17 protein-coding genes are annotated in these 18,242 nt (G+C 64.0%); 14 read left to right on the forward strand and 3 right to left on the reverse strand.

The features are described from left to right. Positions 1-210: 210 nt before the first annotated feature. Positions 211-1,197 (reverse strand): fumarylacetoacetate hydrolase family protein, encoded by a 987-nt coding sequence (locus PBR20603_RS01975; RefSeq protein ID WP_150557860.1) that lies wholly within the window; start codon positions 1,195-1,197, stop codon positions 211-213. A 158-nt stretch (positions 1,198-1,355) separates the two neighbouring features. Here PBR20603_RS01975 and PBR20603_RS01980 point away from each other — a divergent pair, with 158 nt between their 5' ends. The 4 genes from PBR20603_RS01980 to PBR20603_RS01995 all read left to right on the forward strand — a co-directional run bounded on the left by PBR20603_RS01980 (position 1,356) and on the right by PBR20603_RS01995 (position 4,948). Next, positions 1,356-2,213 carry an IclR family transcriptional regulator gene (locus PBR20603_RS01980; protein ID WP_150557861.1) on the forward strand — a complete coding sequence of 286 codons (858 nt, stop codon included), beginning with the start codon at positions 1,356-1,358 and terminating at the stop codon, positions 2,211-2,213. A gap of 185 nt (positions 2,214-2,398) precedes the next feature. Continuing rightward, positions 2,399-3,511, forward strand: a complete 1,113-nt coding sequence (locus PBR20603_RS01985) for a DUF3108 domain-containing protein (RefSeq protein ID WP_174977748.1) — start codon at positions 2,399-2,401, stop codon at positions 3,509-3,511. A gap of 211 nt (positions 3,512-3,722) precedes the next feature. Continuing rightward, positions 3,723-4,517 carry an alpha/beta fold hydrolase gene (locus PBR20603_RS01990; protein WP_150557863.1) on the forward strand — a complete coding sequence of 265 codons (795 nt, stop codon included), beginning with the start codon at positions 3,723-3,725 and terminating at the stop codon, positions 4,515-4,517. A gap of 173 nt (positions 4,518-4,690) precedes the next feature. Next, positions 4,691-4,948, forward strand: coding sequence for a BTH_I0359 family protein (locus PBR20603_RS01995; RefSeq protein ID WP_010808411.1), 258 nt, complete (start codon positions 4,691-4,693; stop codon positions 4,946-4,948). A 128-nt stretch (positions 4,949-5,076) separates the two neighbouring features. On the opposite strand, the gene PBR20603_RS02000 is transcribed toward PBR20603_RS01995, so the two are convergent. Beyond that, a complete protein-coding gene (locus PBR20603_RS02000; RefSeq protein ID WP_150557864.1) occupies positions 5,077-5,469 on the reverse strand; it encodes a rhodanese-like domain-containing protein in 393 nt (130 codons plus the stop codon). A gap of 139 nt (positions 5,470-5,608) precedes the next feature. Here PBR20603_RS02000 and PBR20603_RS02005 point away from each other — a divergent pair, with 139 nt between their 5' ends. The 4 genes from PBR20603_RS02005 (at position 5,609) to PBR20603_RS02020 (ending at position 11,046) form a co-directional block, all read left to right on the forward strand. Continuing rightward, positions 5,609-6,724: a homocysteine S-methyltransferase family protein gene (locus PBR20603_RS02005; protein WP_246174329.1), complete on the forward strand. Its 1,116-nt coding sequence runs from the start codon at positions 5,609-5,611 to the stop codon at positions 6,722-6,724. Between the two features lie 157 nt (positions 6,725-6,881). Next, entirely contained in the window at positions 6,882-9,587 is a 2,706-nt protein-coding gene (metH, locus tag PBR20603_RS02010; protein WP_150558291.1) for a methionine synthase, read from the forward strand. 284 nt (positions 9,588-9,871) lie between these two features. Beyond that, positions 9,872-10,582: an MgtC/SapB family protein gene (locus PBR20603_RS02015; protein WP_150558292.1), complete on the forward strand. Its 711-nt coding sequence runs from the start codon at positions 9,872-9,874 to the stop codon at positions 10,580-10,582. 143 nt (positions 10,583-10,725) lie between these two features. Next, positions 10,726-11,046 carry a hypothetical protein gene (locus tag PBR20603_RS02020; protein ID WP_150557865.1) on the forward strand — a complete coding sequence of 107 codons (321 nt, stop codon included), beginning with the start codon at positions 10,726-10,728 and terminating at the stop codon, positions 11,044-11,046. Positions 11,047-11,247: 201 nt separating this feature from the next. Here the strand turns inward: PBR20603_RS02020 and PBR20603_RS02025 are convergent, their stop codons facing one another. Then, complete coding sequence (locus PBR20603_RS02025) at positions 11,248-11,574, reverse strand: DUF1840 domain-containing protein (RefSeq protein ID WP_150557866.1); 327 nt, start codon at positions 11,572-11,574, stop codon at positions 11,248-11,250. A gap of 162 nt (positions 11,575-11,736) precedes the next feature. Here PBR20603_RS02025 and argS point away from each other — a divergent pair, with 162 nt between their 5' ends. The 6 genes from argS to PBR20603_RS02055 all read left to right on the forward strand — a co-directional run bounded on the left by argS (position 11,737) and on the right by PBR20603_RS02055 (position 18,238). Then, positions 11,737-13,491 (forward strand): arginine--tRNA ligase, encoded by a 1,755-nt coding sequence (gene argS / locus PBR20603_RS02030; RefSeq protein ID WP_150557867.1) that lies wholly within the window; start codon positions 11,737-11,739, stop codon positions 13,489-13,491. Between the two features lie 85 nt (positions 13,492-13,576). Next, positions 13,577-14,269, forward strand: coding sequence for an SPOR domain-containing protein (locus PBR20603_RS02035; protein ID WP_150557868.1), 693 nt, complete (start codon positions 13,577-13,579; stop codon positions 14,267-14,269). A 248-nt stretch (positions 14,270-14,517) separates the two neighbouring features. Next, entirely contained in the window at positions 14,518-15,201 is a 684-nt protein-coding gene (locus PBR20603_RS02040) for a thiol:disulfide interchange protein DsbA/DsbL (protein WP_150557869.1), read from the forward strand. Positions 15,202-15,247: 46 nt separating this feature from the next. Next, positions 15,248-16,102 carry an SDR family oxidoreductase gene (locus tag PBR20603_RS02045; RefSeq protein WP_150557870.1) on the forward strand — a complete coding sequence of 285 codons (855 nt, stop codon included), beginning with the start codon at positions 15,248-15,250 and terminating at the stop codon, positions 16,100-16,102. A gap of 99 nt (positions 16,103-16,201) precedes the next feature. After that, on the forward strand, positions 16,202-16,693 hold the full coding sequence (locus PBR20603_RS02050) for a hypothetical protein (protein WP_246174330.1): 492 nt from the start codon (positions 16,202-16,204) through the stop codon (positions 16,691-16,693). Positions 16,694-16,918: 225 nt separating this feature from the next. Continuing rightward, positions 16,919-18,238, forward strand: a complete 1,320-nt coding sequence (locus PBR20603_RS02055; RefSeq protein ID WP_150557871.1) for an MFS transporter — start codon at positions 16,919-16,921, stop codon at positions 18,236-18,238. The last annotated feature ends 4 nt before the right edge of the window (positions 18,239-18,242 follow it).

The raw sequence follows: 18,242 nt of genomic DNA on the forward strand, positions 1-18,242 counted from the left end.
CGTTTGAATGACGCTCCATTCATCCCCTCCCCCCCCAACACCGCCCTCCAGATGGACCGGGGCCCCTTTCCGCCTCTCAGACATAAACCCAACTCGCTGCAGAAAGGGGCCCCGGTCCATCTCCCCTCTCCCCCCTTCCTCCCTTCCTTCCTTCCTTCGCTGTGCTTCTCATCGACACCCATTCCCACGCCGGGCGCAGCAGCCAGCGTCTTACTCGTCCAGCGGCGCAACCGCCTGATCAATGGCACCAAAGATCGACTTGCCCTGCGCATCGAACATTTCAATGCGCACACGATCGCCATACCGCATGAATGACGTCTGCGGCGCACCACCGTCGATCGTCTCCAACATTCGCTTCTCCGCAATACACGCACTCCCCCGACTGCGGTCCTTGTTCGAGATCGTGCCCGAACCCACTATGGTCCCCGCCCGCACATTGCGCGTCTTGCACACATGCGCCACAAGCTGGCCAAAGTCGAACACCATGTCTTCGCCACATTCCGGCACACCAAACTTCTTGTCGTTCCACTTCACCGTCAACGGACGATGCACCCGCCCACCATGCCAGGCATCACCCAGTTCGTCCGGCGTGACCGCCACCGGCGAGAAACTGCTCGCCGGCTTGCTCTGGAAGAACCCAAAGCCTTTGGCCAACTCAGCCGGAATCAGGTTGCGCAGGCTCACGTCGTTGACCAGCATCAGCAAGCGAATACCCTCTAGCGCACGCGCCGGACTCGCCCCCATCGGCACGTCCGATGTCACCACGGCAACCTCCGCCTCGAAATCGATCCCGAAGTCCTCGGACGCACACACAATGTCGTCGGTCGGTCCGATGAAGTCGTCACTGCCGCCCTGATACATCAGCGGATCAGTCCAGAATTCGGGCGGCATCTCCGCCCCGCGCGCCTTGCGCACCAGCTCGACGTGGTTCACATACGCCGAACCATCCGCCCACTGATACGCACGCGGCAACGGCGCCATGCACTCGTCCGGGTCGAACGCGAACGTGTTGCGCGCCCGATGATGATTGAGCTCGGTGTAAAGCGTCTGGAGCTGTGGCGCGTAGAACGTCCAGTCGTCAAGCACACGTTGCAGCGTGGGCGCGATAGCGTCGGCAATGCAGGCGATGGACAAGTCGCGCGACACGACGATCAACTGACCGTCGCGGGTGCCGTCCTTGCGGGTAGCGAGTTTCATGTGATGGTGTCTGCGGCCTGTCTCAGGCCCGATAGAATGGCGCGTGAAGCCGAAGATTCTACCTGAGGGCTTCGCCCAACGATCACCCGGCAGCACCGGCGGCCCACGCCTCGACGCATCGAAGCCTCACACCGCCGCGACGACGAAGACGGAGACACATGACATTGCCAGACGAAGACAACAAGATCGACAACGACGACAACACAGCCGCCCCCGACGAGGAGAAAACCCGCTCGGGTATCCAATCCATCGAAGTGGGTTTCCGGCTCATCGAGGTTCTGACCGAGGCGTCGAACGCCATGATGCTGCGCGACCTCGCACACGCCGCCGGGATGAACCCCGCCAAAGCCCACCGCTATCTCGTGAGCTTCCAGCGGCTCGGCCTCATCGTCCAGGACCCGGTCAGCGGACGCTACGACCTCGGGCCGTTCACGCTGCGCATGGGTCTGGCCCACCTCGCCCGCATCGACGCCTTCAAGGCCGCCCGCTTCGCCCTTTCCGAGTTGCGCGATGCCATCGACCAGACCGTAGGCCTCGCCGTCTGGGGCAATCAGGGACCGACTGTCGTGCATTGGCTCGATTCGACTTTCCCGATGCGCGTGCCGCTGCGCCTGGGCGACGTCATGCCCATGCTCGAATCGGCCGCCGGCCGTCTGTTCGCCGCCTATCTCCCCGAGCGCCAGACGGCACCGCTCATCGACGCCGCCCTCACCGCCGTGCAACACGCGTCTCGGCATCACCTGCCTGCCACACGCGCACAGTACGATGCAGTACTCGACGACGTGCGCGCACACCGGGCGTCGCGCGTCGAGGGCACCGTGCTGCCGTCCGTCAATGCATTCTGCATGCCGGTGTTCGATGCCACCGGGCAACTCGTGATGGGCCTCATGGCACTAGGTCCGGAAAGCCGGTTCGATGCCAGTTGGGGCGGCCCGATCGACACCGCCCTGCGCACGCTCGCTCAACAACTCTCAGCCGACCTCGGCCATTCCCACGCGCCGGGCGCCAAGCCCTGAGTGTTCGGCGCACAGAACCGTCACGACGCGGCCGCCGAACGGCGTTGCCGCGCCATGAACGGCGCCTCGCAAGATCTGTCGAACCAAGTTCATCGCAATGTGCGATCCTGATAACCTGACGTTCCGGCTTATCAACTCTCGTGTCATCGCGTGCCCCTCACCCCTGTCGCCAAATAGCGCCTAACGTGCCTCCGGCTCCCGACGATTCCCAAGACGCCCTGTCGACGCCCTCGAGCCCAACGCCGCCGGGCTCACGCGGACGCTGGATCGTATGGGCGAGCGTGCTGGCCGCAGTGCTCGTCGCGCATCTGCTCATCGCGCTTTGGGTCGCCACTCACCGGACAACACTCGATGACACACCGATTCCCGAAATTCCGATCACGCTGATCCCGCTCAAACCCGTCGCACCGCCCGCGCCCCCGGCACCCTCGCCGAAACCCAAGCGGATCGTCAAACCGCATCGGCCCAAGACCGCACGGCCAGCGCGGCCCAACACGCTTGCCGCCCCCGCAACGGCCGACTCACCAGGACCACAAGCGGCCTCGGAGACCGTCGCAGGCGAAGGAACCACGCCCGGCGCCCCCGCCAGCAGCGCGCAAGCCTCGTCACCCGCAGGGCCGCCCCTGACAGCGGCAGCCGCCAATGGCGACAAGTTCGATCCCCCCCCTTCCGTCACGCTGACGTACGACGCGCTGATGAACGGGGTACGCAACCAGACCGGCGAGTTGCACTGGGTAAACGAGAACGGGCATTACCGCTTGCGAGTGGCGGTGCCGATCATCTTCTTCGGCACCTTCGAGTTCATCAGCGAAGGCGGTTTCGACGCGAATGGCATTGCGCCTTCCCGTTATGTGGAAAAACGCGGGCGGCGCGCCGAGTACACGACCGACTTTCATCGGGACGGCACACCCACACTGAGCTTCACGCGCTCCGGCCAGTCCGTGCCGCTGGCGCCCGGGGCACAGGACCGGTTCAGCGTGATGATGCAACTGGCAAGCTACGCAAGAGGCAATCCCGAGCGCTATACCCAGGTGGGCGTAACGCACGAGTTCACGGTGGTCGACACCGATAGCAGCGAAGTCTGGCCGGTGCAGTACGTTGGCAGCGAGACCTTGCGCACACCTCAGGGCTATGTCGAGACTCGCCACTTCACCCGTTTGCCTCGCAAGACAGGGGATGAGCGGCGTGTCGATATCTGGCTCGCACCCTCGCTCGACTGGCTGCCGGTGCGCGTCAAGCAAATCGAACCGTCAGGCAACGAGTTCGAACTGATCTTCACGCAAAAATCGCCCCCCTGAGTCCTCTCGTGCCGCCCATGCCCGGAGGTGAGATCCATTCCTTAGAAATTCGAGCGATACAGACATTTCGCGGCAGTACGGCAAAGTGTTGCCTCACTACTACGAAACGCCCAGCACAAGTCGAAGGTTCCTGACATAATCGGAATCGTCCCACTGCATCGACACCCCATCGTTAGCAGACGCATCGACGAGATCCGGGAGGCCGCTCACCATGAAAGTCAGTGCCAACGGTGCATCGATTCACTACGCGGTGGACGGCCACGGCCCGTGGCTGACGCTCGCGCATCCGTTGGGTGCGGATCTTACGGTCTGGGACGATCTGATGCCCGAGCTCGCGGCACATTTCCGGGTGCTCCGTTACGACAGCCGCGGCCATGGCGGCAGCGAGGTGCCGCGTGGCCCGTACACCATCAAGCAACTGGCGGCCGACGCGACGGCCCTGCTCAGTTCGCTGGAGATCCCGCGAACGCATTTCGTTGGCATTTCGATGGGGGGGGCCGTCGCCCAGCAAGTGGCACTCGACGCGCCCGAGCGCATCGCCAGCCTGACGCTGATCGACACCACCGCCGGCTATGACGACGCCGACGCGAAGCGCTTTCTCGAGCGCGCCACCGAAGCCCGTGAGCATGGGATGAAGGATCTTGCCAAGAGCACGCTGGAGCGCTGGCTTGGTGAGCGGTTCCGCAAGCACCATCCGGAGCAGGCCGAACGCATTCGGGCACTCGTGGCCCGCGCCCACCCGGAGGGCTTTGCCGCCTCATGTGAAGCGCTGGCAGCGTTCGATGTGCGAACACGGTTGCCGGAAATCGAAGCGCCGACACTGGTACTCGTCGGGGAAAACGATCCCTCGACCCCGCCGGCCATGGCTCGGCGCCTGGCCAGCGGCATTGCAGATGCCCGGCTGGAAATCGTGCCGGACGCGGCGCATCTGTCGATCGTCGAACAGAAACAGTTCGTAACCAATGCCCTTGCAACATTTTTACAAGGAGCCGCCTCTAACGTATGACACCTGCAATCTGCGGGACCTGAAACGGGACCTTTGACAAGGAGGGCAAAAACCATTGAATTCGTCAGCCGGTGTGCCGATAAGCGAATCATGGGGCACTGCCTCTTGAAATCGCGCCGCGTCGCCCCTATGTGGGTTATCAAGGACCATGCAGGAACACCAGGAGAGTTGCCATGCTCATGATTTACAACAGCCCGAACTACTGTGTCGTTGAGTTTTCCGCAGATAACGGCAATCACGCGCTGTCTGCCGGTGGCTATGAAATCGTGGACAAAACCGCTGGCCGCGAGATCTTTCTCGACGGCACGCTTGCCCGGCAATTCCGTGAAGAAGTGCAGAAGCTGATCGCTTCCGAACCCTCCGAGGACGAAGTCGATGAATTCCTCGGCCAATTCGATACCTTCATGACGAACCCGGTCGTGCTCCATTGACGCAAACACCGTACGCGGTGCCGCCACACGAAAAACCCTCGCCACGGCGAGGGTTTTTTCATGGTGCGGGAGCTTGACGCCATGTCAGGCTTTCGCTTCAGCTTCGCCCCCTTCCCGCGAACGGGCCTTCAGCACTGCTCCCACGGCAACCCATCGAAGCGCCAGCCGTTCACGGCGTTGCGATGGTGGGTGGCGTCCAGATCGCCCTCGAAGCCGTGCAGCACCCCATAGACATTGCGAAAGCCCGCCGCCTCGAGCGCTTCCCCGGCCGTCGCACTGCGGTTACCGCTGCGGCAGATCAGCAGCACGGGGCGCTCGCCGCCCGCCCCGGCGAGCTTGCGCACGCTCGGGACAAAGTGGGGATTGATTTCCCAGTCCGGACCATCGTTCCAGGCCACGTGGATCGCCCCCGCCGGGTGTCCCACGAACAGGTATTCCATCTCGCTGCGGCAGTCGACGAACAGCGCGTTGGCGTTGGCTTGCAGAAACTGGTGAGCAGCGCTCGGGAGCAGGAATTCCATATCGTTGGCCAAAGAGGTTGAAAATGGTACGTCACGCGCATCGTGCTTCGCGGCCGCCGCCGCGGGCGGCAGCGCGCGCGACAAGTGCAAAAGCCATTAGAATTATAGGTTTTCCGGCCACTCCAAGGCGACGTCCGTCATGACCACCGCAACCCCATCCGCCGCCAACGTCCAAACGGGGACCGCACCGACCACGGCCCAGGCCCCCGTGCAGGCCCGCTACACGCGTGGTCAGGCGCTGCCTGCGCTGCTTGAATCACGCATCCTGATTCTGGACGGCGCGATGGGGACGATGATCCAGCAGTACAAGCTGGACGAAGCGCAGTACCGCGGCGCGCGCTTTGCCGAGTTCGCGCACGACGTGAAGGGCAACAATGAGTTGCTCTCGCTCACGCGCCCGGACGTCATCAGCGAGATCCACCGCAAGTACCTCGCGGCCGGCGCCGATATCCTCGAGACGAATACGTTCGGGGCAACGACGATCGCGCAGAGCGACTATCACATGGAAGCGCTGGCCGACGAGATGAACCGCGAGTCGGCGCGCCTGGCGCGCGAGGCCTGCGACGCATTCAGCACGCCCGAGAAGCCGCGCTTCGCCGCCGGCGCCATCGGCCCGACGCCCAAGACCGCGAGCATCAGCCCCGACGTCAACGACCCGGGGGCGCGCAACGTCGACTTCGACCAACTGCGCGACGCGTATTACGCGCAGGCCAAATCGCTGCTCGAAGGCGGTGTCGACCTGTTCCTCGTCGAGACGATCTTCGATACGCTCAACGCCAAGGCCGCGCTCTTCGCCATCGACGAGCTGTTCGAAGACACCGGGGAAGTGCTGCCGATCATGATTTCGGGCACCGTCACCGACGCCTCGGGACGCATTCTGTCCGGCCAGACGGTCGAAGCATTCTGGAATTCGCTGCGTCACGCGCGCCCGCTCACGTTCGGTCTGAACTGCGCACTCGGTGCGACGCTCATGCGTCCGTACATCGCCGAGCTGGCCAAGCTGTGCAACACGTTTGTCTCGGTCTATCCGAACGCCGGTCTGCCGAACCCGATGAGCGACACCGGCTTCGACGAAACGCCGGACGTGACCTCGGGCTTGCTCAAGGAATTCGCGCAGGCCGGTCTCGTGAATCTGGCCGGCGGCTGCTGCGGCACCACTCCGGAGCACATTGCGGAGATCGCCAAGGCGCTGGCCGACGTGAAGCCGCGCCGCTGGCCCTCGCAGTACCGCAATGCCGGCGGCGAGGACGCATAACGCGCCGCCGTCCGTCTGACGACCACCACACCGATTGCACAAGCCCGGCGCGCCGCCATCGCCCCAACGCGATCGCCATGACAGGCGCGCCAACCACTGAACGGATTGCCCCATGAGTCAAACGCCCTTCGTAAAGCCTGTCGAGCCAGTGCAGCCGATGCGCCTGTCCGGCCTCGAGCCCTTCAACATTGGCGAGGGCACGCTTTTCGTCAACGTCGGCGAGCGGACCAACGTCACGGGTTCGAAAGCGTTTGCGCGCATGATCCTGAACGGCCAGTTCGACGAAGCGCTCGCGGTCGCCCGCCAGCAGGTCGAGAACGGCGCGCAGGTCATCGATATCAACATGGACGAGGCCATGCTCGACTCCAAGGCGGCGATGGTGCGCTTCATGAACCTGATCGCCTCCGAGCCGGACATTGCGCGCGTGCCGATCATGATCGACTCGTCGAAGTGGGAAGTGATCGAGGCCGGGCTGAAGTGCGTGCAGGGCAAGGCCATCGTCAACTCGATCTCGCTCAAGGAAGGCAAGGAAGCGTTCGTGCATCACGCCAAACGCATTCGCCGCTACGGCGCCGCCGCCGTGGTCATGGCCTTCGACGAACAGGGACAGGCCGACACCTACGCGCGCAAAACCGAGATCTGCGAGCGCAGCTATCGCGTGCTCGTCGACGAAGTCGGCTTCCCGCCCGAGGACATCATCTTCGATCCGAACATCTTCGCGGTGGCCACGGGCATCGAGGAGCACAACAATTACGCGGTCGACTTCATCAATGCCACGCGCTGGATCAAGCAGCACCTGCCCGGCGCGAAGATCAGCGGCGGCGTGTCGAATGTCTCGTTCTCGTTCCGTGGCAACGATCTCGTGCGCGAAGCGATTCACACCGTGTTCCTGTACCACGCGATTCAGGCGGGCATGGACATGGGCATCGTCAACGCCGGCCAGCTTGGCGTGTACGAGAACCTCGATCCCGAGCTGCGTGAGCGCGTCGAAGACGTGGTGCTCAACCGCCGCGAGGACAGCACCGAACGTCTGCTGGAAATCGCCGACCGCTTCAAGGGCGGCGCGCAAAGGCGCGAAGAGAATCTGGAGTGGCGCAACCAGCCGGTCGAAGCGCGTCTCGCGCACGCCCTCGTGCATGGCATCACGACCTTCATCGTCGAAGACACGGAGGAAGTGCGTCAGAAAATCGACGCCGCAGGCGGCCGTCCGATTCAGGTGATCGAGGGCCCGCTCATGGACGGCATGAACGTCGTGGGCGACCTGTTCGGGGCAGGCAAGATGTTCCTGCCGCAGGTCGTGAAGAGCGCACGTGTGATGAAGCAGGCGGTCGCGCATCTGGTGCCCTTCATCGAAGAAGAAAAGGCGCGCATGGCCGCTGCCGGTGAAGACGTTCGCTCGAAGGGCAAGATCGTGATCGCCACGGTCAAGGGCGACGTGCACGACATCGGCAAGAACATCGTGACCGTGGTGCTTCAGTGCAATAACTTCGAAGTCGTCAACATGGGCGTGATGGTGCCGTGCGCCGAAATTCTCGCCAAGGCGAAGGCAGAAGGTGCAGACATCATCGGCCTGTCGGGCCTCATTACGCCGAGTCTCGAAGAGATGGCCTACGTCGCCTCGGAAATGCAGCGCGACGAGTACTTCCGTTTGCGCAACATTCCGCTGCTGATCGGCGGTGCGACCACCTCGCGTGTGCATACGGCCGTGAAGATTGCGCCGCACTACGACGGCCCGGTGATTTACGTGCCGGACGCGTCGCGCTCGGTGTCGGTCGCCTCGAACCTGCTGTCGGACGATGCCGCCGAACGCTACCTCGCAGAGGTCAAGACGGACTACGAGCGAGTGCGCCAGCAGCACGCGAACCGCAAGGCCACGCCGATGGTCTCGCTCGCGGCCGCCCGTGAGAACAAGTTCAAGGTCGATTGGTCGACTTACGTCCCGCCCAAGCCGAAGTTCATCGGCCGGCGCGTGTTCAAGAACTACGATCTCGCCGAGTTGGCGCAATTCATCGACTGGGGCCCGTTCTTCCAGACGTGGGATCTCGCAGGCCCCTACCCTGCGATTCTGACCGACGAGATCGTCGGCGAGTCGGCCCAGCGTGTCTTCGCCGACGGCAAGGATATGCTGAACCGCCTGATCAAGGGCCGCTGGCTGACGGCCAACGGCGTGATCGCGATGCTGCCCGCCAACGTGGTCGGCGACGACGACATCGAGATCTATACCGACGAGTCCCGTTCGGAAGTTGCGTTCACGTGGCATAACCTGCGCCAGCAGAGCGAGCGCCCGGTCGTGGACGGCGTGCGCCGCCCGAACCGCTCGCTGGCCGACTTCATTGCCCCCAAGGACAGCGGCGTCGCCGACTACATCGGCGTGTTCGCGGTCACGGCGGGTCTCGGCGTCGACGCCAAGGAAGCCAGCTTCCTCGCGACGCACGACGACTACAGCGCGATCATGCTCAAGGCCCTGGCCGACCGTCTGGCCGAAGCATTCGCCGAGTGCATGCACGCCCGCGTACGGCGCGACTTCTGGGGCTATGCGAGCACCGAGCAACTCGACAACGACGCCCTCATCAAGGAAGCGTATGTCGGCATTCGCCCGGCGCCAGGCTATCCGGCGTGCCCGGAGCACTCCGTCAAGGGCCCGATGTTCCAGTACCTGCAGGCCCACGAGATCAACATGAGCGTGACGGAATCGCTCGCCATGCTGCCCGCGGCGAGCGTCTCGGGGTTCTACCTGTCGCATCCGGACAGCACGTACTTCAGCGTCGGCAAGATCGGCCCCGATCAGCTCGAGGACTTCATGGAACGTGCCGACGTGGACGAAGCCACCGCCCGGCGTCTGCTCGCCCCGCAACTGTCGTAGGGACATCCCGTCAACGCGCTCCGGCGGGCGGTATGGCTACCGCGCGCCGGGTCCGGATGCCATAATCGCGGCGGCACACCGACGCGGCAATCACGGCAGTTTGACCGGCGGCGGGGGCAGAACCGCCGTCTGCCGTCTCCGGTGTCACGTGTCTGTCGCAACCGAAGCGTAGTGTCCCGCCCGATCGGGCTGATCCGGCCGATCGGATCCCCGGTCTCCGGCCTCCGGCCCCCTGCCCCCTGCCATAGGCCGGCTGGCTCACTTCGAGACGTCCCATGCACGCACTGCAAAGCATCCAGAATTTCCAGCTCCTCCCACTGCTCAACACGGGCGTCTCGCTGTTCGTCGCGTTCATTCTCGGCACGATCATCGGCGTAGAGCGGCAAGTCCGCCAACGGACGGCCGGCCTGCGAACCAACGTCCTCGTGGCCGTAGGCGCCGCCGCTTTCGTCGATCTGTCGATGCGGCTCATGCCTGGCGATACCCGCGTGATTGCCTATGTGGTCTCGGGCGTCGGCTTCCTCGGCGCAGGCGCAATCATGAAAGACGGCGCCTCGGTGCGCGGCCTGAATACCGCCGCCACACTCTGGGGCTCGGCCGCCGTCGGCGCCGCTGCCGGGGCTAGCCTGATCGTCGAAGCCTGCGTCGTGGCCGCCTTCGTGCTGGCCGCCAATACGCTGTTGCGCCCGATCGTGAACAGCATCAACCGTGCCCCGATCAACGAGGCAACGTCTGAAGCCACTTACGCGCTGTCCGTCATCTGCGCACGCACTACGCAGCGTGATGTTCTCGACAAGGTGGAAGCCTGGCTCGAAGCGTCGAACTATCCGGTGCGCGCGCTGGATATTCATCCGTTCGGCGAAGCGGAAGTCGAGATCGAGGCGCTGCTGCTGCCTACGGCGGTCAAGGCAGGCGAACTCGACGCACTCACCGATCATCTCGAGACGTTGCCCGGCGTCAATCAGGTGTTCTGGTCAAGCCGTTCGGATGACTAAGTGAAAAGCCGAATTACAAACGATTACAAAGCCTTACAGCACCGCATGCTGCGTCTTCTTAGACTGGAATCTCACTAACGCAAGTGATGCCTGCACGAGAGATGTCCCTTCCGTGTGCAGCGCAAAGCAAAGGAGTCCATCTGATGAAGAAGCTGATTATTTCGGTTGCTGCCCTGACCCTCGCCGGCGCCTCGGCCATGAGTTTCGCGCAAGGCGCTGGCGGCGGCGGTGCGGGCGCTGGCGGCGGCACAACGACGGCCCCGTCGACGCCGATGCCGAGCCAGGCTTCGCCGAACTCGCGACAAGCCCCGACGCCGGGCGCGCAAACGATGACGCCGTCGGACTCGCATCCGAACTCGCATGCCCAGAAGCCGCGTCACAGCACCAAGAAGACGCCGAACAACGGCAACACGGGTAACAGCGCTACCAATGCGCCGGATAACGCACCGGGCAAGGCGCAGTAACACCAGCGCCGCGGTATCGCGTTCAGGAACCGGCGCCGCCAGGGTTCACGGCCTTCAGGGCCAAACCCAATATCCTCGCCCGGGGGCGGTCCGTTTCCGAAGGACACAAAAAAAGCAGGCTCGCGATTTGCAGCCTGCTTTTTTTTCATCTCACACGCCCGGACGGTGGGCGCGCCCTGCCGGGCACTCCGCGTCGCATGCCTAACGGCTGCTGACTTCCCACATCACCGCTACGTTTTCCTTGCGGGACTCACGCAGCATGTCGAGTAGCGGATAAGCACGTTGCGCCAGACGCAAACGGCTGTCGTCGTCGCGCTCGTCAGACTTCTTGCCCTCACTTTCCTTCTTCGCGGCAGCATCGTCTTCCGCGATGGCGGCTTCGAGTTTCGCGATAGCCTCGCCCATTTCGTCTTCGCCGATCGCTCCGCGCTCCCCGAGCTTCTTGCCGACGAGCCCGAGCAGAAACTGCGCAAGATTCTCCAGCATGGTGATCGTGGGCGAGGCGTGCGACTTGAACGTTACCAGCATAGTTGTCTCCCTATTCGCGTTATCACCACCCCCGCCCCGGCCTTGTCACGCAACGAGGGGGACCGGCGGGTACCGTGACTTCATCATACACCTGTTAAAATCCGGTGCTGACGATTCAATTGCCTGTCCGGACGCGTCCGGACGCACCCGAAACACCCGCCAATGCTACCCGCCCAAAAGAATGCTCTCGTCGCGCTGATCGGCGACGTCGTCGCCGGCCTGATGCCTGCAGACGGCACCGCGCCCGTCATCCTGCTCGAACGCCCGAAAGTCGCCGCTCACGGCGATCTGGCCTGTAACGTGGCGATGCAACTCGCCAAGCCGCTGCGCGCCAACCCGCGCGAGCTGGCGCAAAAGATTGCCGACGCCATCCTCGCCGACGCCCGTGCGAAGGGGCTCGTCGACGCCGTCGAGATCGCCGGCCCCGGGTTCATCAACCTGCGCCTGGCCAACGCCGCCAAGCAATCGGTCGCCCGCGCGATCCTGACCGAAGGCGCCGCCTTCGGCCGCCTTGCCGCCAGCAACGAAGCCGCCCCGGTGCTCGTCGAGTTCGTCTCGGCCAACCCGACCGGCCCGCTGCATGTGGGCCACGGCCGTCAGGCCGCGCTTGGCGACACGATCTCGGCATTGCTCAGCACGCAGGGCCGTCCGGTCCACCGCGAGTTCTACTACAACGACGCCGGCGTGCAGATCCAGACGCTCGCGACCTCGGTGCAAGCCCGTGCGCGCGGCTTCAAGCCCGGCGACGCCGAGTGGCCGGAGTCGGCTTACAACGGCGACTACATCGGCGATATCGCTCAGGACTTCCTGGCGGGCAAGACCGTGCAGGCGTCCGACGGCGAGCCCGTCACCGGCAGCGGCCACATCGAGGATATCGACTCGATTCGCGCATTCGCGGTGGCCTATCTGCGCCGCGAGCAGGACATCGATCTGCAAACCTTCGGCGTCATCTTCGATCAGTACTACCTCGAGTCGTCGCTGTACGCCGACGGCAGTGTCGAGCGCACGGTTCAGGCACTCATCGACGCTGGCGTCACCTACGAACAGGAAGGCGCGCTGTGGCTGCGCACGACCGACTACGGCGACGACAAGGACCGCGTGATGCGCAAGTCCGACGGCACGTATACGTACTTCGTGCCGGACGTCGCGTATCACACCCGCAAATGGAATCGCGGCTTCCATCAGGTCATCAACGTGCAAGGCTCGGACCACCACGGCACCATCGCCCGCGTGCGCGCCGGCCTGCAGGCGCTGGGTATCGGCATTCCGAAAGGCTATCCCGACTACGTGCTGCACAAGATGGTCACGGTCATGCGCAACGGCGAAGAGGTGAAGATCTCCAAGCGCGCGGGCAGCTATGTGACCGTGCGCGACCTGATCGAATGGTCGGGCGGCATTACGGCAGAAACGCCGGTGACGGACCCCGCCGAGCGTGAAGAAGCGCTGCGCCGTGGCCGCGACGCCGTGCGTTTCTTCCTGATTTCGCGCAAGGCAGACACCGAGTTCGTGTTCGACGTGGATCTCGCGCTCAAGCAGAACGACGAAAACCCCGTGTATTACGTCCAGTATGCGCACGCACGCATCTGCTCGATCCTGACGCAGTGGGGCGGCGACGAAGCCCAACTGGTCAACGCCGACCTCGCGCCGCTCGACAGCGAACGCGCACTCGCGTTGCTGCAGTTGCTCGCCGAATTCCCGGACATGCTCACACGCGCCGCCGAAGAATTGGCACCGCACGCCGTGGCCTTCTATCTGCGAGATCTGGCAGGCGCGTTCCACTCTTTCTACAACGCCGATCGCGTGCTGGTCGACGACGAAACCGTCAAACACGCGCGTCTGGCGCTGCTGGCGGCAACGCGTCAGGTGCTGCGCAACGGCCTTGCCGTGCTGGGCGTGTCGGCCCCGGCCAAGATGTAAGCCCTGGCAAGGTCTGTTCACACCCATTACCCAACCCTTCCGAACGGCAAACGCGTCGGAACTCTGTAAGGACGGAATCGACTCGATGGCAAACACACGTCGACCCCCCCGCCAGCGGGGCGGTACTTTCCTGGGCATTGTGCTCGGCCTGATCGTTGGGCTGGCCGTTGCCGTCGTCGTTGCGCTCTACATCACGAAGACGCCGACCCCGTTCGTCGAAAAGACGCCGCCGCGTCCGGCCGAGAACTCGCCGGCCGCGCAGGCGCCCGATCCGAACAAGTCGCTGCAGCCGCGCACGCCGCTGCCGGGTGCAGCATCGGCATCTGGCGCACCGGAAACGGCTTCGCAGGCCGCGACGTCGCCGCTCGTGCCGGGCGCGCCGGTCGAGCCAGTAGCCCCGCCAACGGCCTCGGCGCCGACGGCGCCCGCCACGCAGCCCGCTCATACGAAGCCGTCGCCGGCCGACATCCTCAACGGGAAATCGACGGTCCCGGTCGCCCCGCCGACCACGCCGCCCGCCAGCGCAACGGATAACGCCAACACCGGTTACTACCTGCAGGTTGGCGCGTTCAAGTCGCAAAACGACGCCGAACAGTTGCGTGCCAAGCTGACCCTCTCGGGCTTCGAGGCGAAGGTCACGCAACGCGATGCGAACGGTCTGACGCTCTATCGCGTGCGCCTCGGCCCGTACAGCAAGCTCGACGAGATGAACCACGTGCGTCAACGCCTGCAGGATGGCGGCTACGACACGGCAGTCATCCGCTTCACGAAGCAATAAACGCAAAAGGCGTTGCACGATCAGTGCAGCGCCTTTTGTTTCCCCCTCCCGAAACCGCCGCACGCCGCAAGCACAAACGCGAAAAAGCACGCATTATTCGGGAGGATCCGGCATCGCCGGGCCGTTGAACCCGGCAGCCTATCGCCGGTCATACGCACTGGCTAATCTGCCTGAATCCGGGATATGGTTTCGCAGGAGCGCCGCTCAATCGATGGCTGGCGCGTCTGCCTCACTCCTAAACAACGATCATGAAAAAACTTCTTGGTGCCGTTCTGATTTCTTTCGGTTTCCTCTCCGGCGCGGCCTCGGCGTCGCCCGAAGCACCGGTCGCGGGGACCGACTACCTGGTGTTGCCGCAGGCACAGCCCACGTCGGCGGGCGCGGGCAAAATCGAAGTGACCGAATTCTTCTGGTACGGCTGCCCGCACTGCAACGCGCTCGAGCCGTCGCTCGAAGCCTGGGTGAAGAAGCAGGGCAAGGATGTCGTGTTCAAGCGCGTGCCGGTCGCCTTCCAGGACCGTTTCGAGCCGCACACCCGCATGTTCTACGCCCTGAGCGCGCTGGGCCGCGAAGGCGACCTCACGCCCAAGGTCTTCAACGAGATCCACGTCAAGCACAACTACCTGCTGACGGCGCAGACGCAGGCCGACTTCCTCTCGCAGTTCGGCATCGACAAGCAGAAGTACATGGACGCCTATAACGGCTTCTCGACCCAGGCCAACGTGAAGACGGCCAACAAGACGTGGCAGGACTACAAGATCGACGGCGTGCCGACGATCGCGATCCAGGGCAAGTACCTGGTCTCGCCGGCCACCTCGGGCGACGCGCTGCAAAAGGCCGGCAAGGCAGCCACGAGCGAACAGCAGACGTTCGATGCAGCGCTCAAGACGGCCGACTCGATCATCAACCAGATCCGCGCGAAGAAGCTGTAAGCTTCGCGAATCACAAAGCCCGGCCCCGGCCGGGCTTTTGCGTTACATGGCCACACACACGACATCACCGAAAGTTTTCATCACGGGCGCCTCGAGCGGATTGGGCGAGGCGCTCGCGCGTCACTATGCCGCCGAGGGCGCGATCCTCGGGCTGGTGGGCCGTCGCGGCGACAAGCTCGCCGATCTCGCCGCCACGCTGCCCCATCCGCATGCCGTGCATTGCTATGCGCTCGACGTGCGCGACGCGCTCGCCCTGCGCGCAGCGGCCGAAGACTTCATGTCGCGACACGGCGTGCCGGACATTGTGATTGCCAATGCGGGCATCAGCCATGGCGTGAATACGGAAGACGCGGCCGATCTGCCGCACTTTGCGTCGGTGATGGATACCAACTGGATGGCGATGGTGGCTACCTTCAGCCCCTTCGTTGCGCCGATGCGAGAGCGCAAGCGCGGCACGCTCGTAGGCATCGGCAGTGTGGCCGGTGTGCGCGGGCTGCCGGGGCACGGGGCCTACAGCGCGTCGAAAGCGGCGGCAATGACGTATCTGGAAAGCCTTCGGGTGGAACTGCGCGCCGACAAGGTGGCGGTGGTGACCATCGCGCCGGGCTACATCCGCACGCCGATGACCGACGGCAACCCGTTCCCGATGCCGTTCCTGATGGACGCGGACAAGTTCGCCCGCAAGGCGGCCGCGGCGATCGCGCGCCGCAAGCGCTTTGTGGTGCTTCCTTGGCCGATGGGCATTGTGGCTTGCGCCATGCGACACCTGCCGCGCTGGCTCTACGACTGGCTCTTCGCTCGCGCGCCGCGCAAACCGCGCTTGTCGGAACGCAAAGTGACGGAGAACGCCCCGGCACACCCGGACAAGCCGGCAGACAAGTCACCGAACGACCCCGCATAGCCGGACCCGCGAGGATATTCCCCAAACTGCGAGGCGAATCCGGGGAAAGCCGTGAGATGCACGTTACAGTGCCCCAAATTTCTCACGCGCGACGTCCCCATGAACGCCATGTCAACGCAAGACGCATCGAGCGCTTGCCCAACTCGCGGCGTTGCCCCCCTGCGGCGCATCGCCCTCACCCTCTTCGCTCCGCTCGCCTTCGTCGTTTCCGGATGTGCGGCGATGGACCCAGGCAACTGGCAAGTCGTCGGCCCGCCGCAATCGTACGTCCGGCCCGCGCCGGTCGTCGTCGCGCCTGCGCCGGCGATAGTGACGCCTGCACCGGTCATCGTCACGCCAGCGCCCATGATCATCGCGCCGCAACCGCCTGTGGTCATCGGTCCGCCGCCGCCTTACATCGTGGTGCCGCAGCCTCGGCCGCGCACCTCTCGCGATACGGCGCATTTCTTAAGAGAGCGATGCTATCTGGAGAAAGGGGGCTGCTACACCACCGAATATCAGCAGCGCTACGAGTTCGATCCCTACACGGGCACGTGGGGTTGGGTCGGTCAGCGCGACTACCGCTGGAAAGGCAGCCGGGGGAATCGATAAGTCCCGCCTTGTCCGAGCGTCACACCTGCTACCCCCTGTGAGCGTTGTCCGGAATTTTGACCCGTTGTGGTGCATTGCGAACCTGCGCTAGAGTGCCTGTGTAACTTGAGTAGAGGTACACACGACGTTAAACCGGTCTTGCCGCAAAAGAGCGGACGTATGCCGAAGGGCGTTACATCGCATACCGATCCGACTGCGGCACTCCCAACCAAGCAGGAGAGGTATATGCAGGCAACCCCCACCGGCGCACCGGTCATCGATCCGGCATTGCGCCGTAAAGCCGTGATCGGTTCCACGCTGGGCAATGCATTCGAGTGGTTCGACTTCACCGTCTACGGTCTTTTCGCCGTCGTCATCGCAAAACTCTTCTTCCCCGCAGAAAACGATACGAACTCGCTGCTCGCGAGTGTGGCGTCGCTAGGCGTGGCGTTCTTCTTCCGTCCCATCGGCGGCCTCGCGTTCGGTTTGTACGCCGATCACGCCGGGCGCAAGTCGGCGCTCTCTGTCATGGTGCTGCTCATGGCGCTTGGCACGGGCCTGATTGGCATTGCGCCGACATACGCGACCATCGGCTTCGCCGCACCTCTGCTGATTCTGCTCGCGCGCGTGATTCAGGGCTTCTCGGCGGGCGGGGAATTCGGCGGTTCGACGGCCATGCTCATCGAGTTCTCTCCGCCCCATCTGCGCGGTTTCTACGGCAGCTTTCAGATGTGCTCGCAGGCATTGGCCGTGGCGCTCGCCGGGCTGTGCGCCTATGCGCTCAACACCGGGCTGACGAAGGAAGCACTCGAATCGTGGGGCTGGCGTCTGCCCTTCCTGTTCGGGATTCTGATCGGGCCCGTGGGTTTTTACATTCGACGCCGCATGACGGAGTCGCCGGAGTTTCTGGCCTACGCCGCCGCGCGTGAACCGACCCGCCGCACACCGCTCGCCGATGTCTTCTCGAAGCACTATCGTTCACTCATCGCAGGCTTCGGCCTGACGGTCGCGGCGACGACGTCGTTCTACGTGACGTTGATCTACACACCGATCTACGCGGTCAAGCAGTTGGGACTGACGCAGGGCGCCGCAAGCCTGTCGACGTTCATCGCCGCCATCCTGATCGCCGTGATGTGCCCGATCACCGGGTGGATTTCGGATCGCGTCGGGCGCAAGCCGCTGATTCTGCTGTTCGTGCTGCTCTACGGTCTGGTGTCGTTCTGGATGTTCACGCGCCTGCACGGCTCGCCGTCGATGAGCAATCTGCTGCTCGCGCAAATTCTCCCGGCCATCTGCATGGGCTTCGTGTGGGGCGCGTTCCCGACGGCGGTCACCGAAGTGTTCCCGGTCGGCGTGCGTTCGACGGGCGTGTCGATTCTCTACAACCTCTCGGTGATGCTGTTCGGCGGCCTCGCGCCCTTCTGGATCACGTATCTCATCAAGGCGACGGAAAACCCGTTGGCCCCGGCGTATTACATTCTGCTGACCGTATCGATCAGTCTGGTGACATACGGCTTGCTGGGCCGCGACGGCCGGCATGCTCCGGCGTCGGCACAGCACGCCTGACATC

The organism is Pandoraea bronchicola, assembly GCF_902459805.1.
GTDB lineage: Bacteria > Pseudomonadota > Gammaproteobacteria > Burkholderiales > Burkholderiaceae > Pandoraea > Pandoraea bronchicola.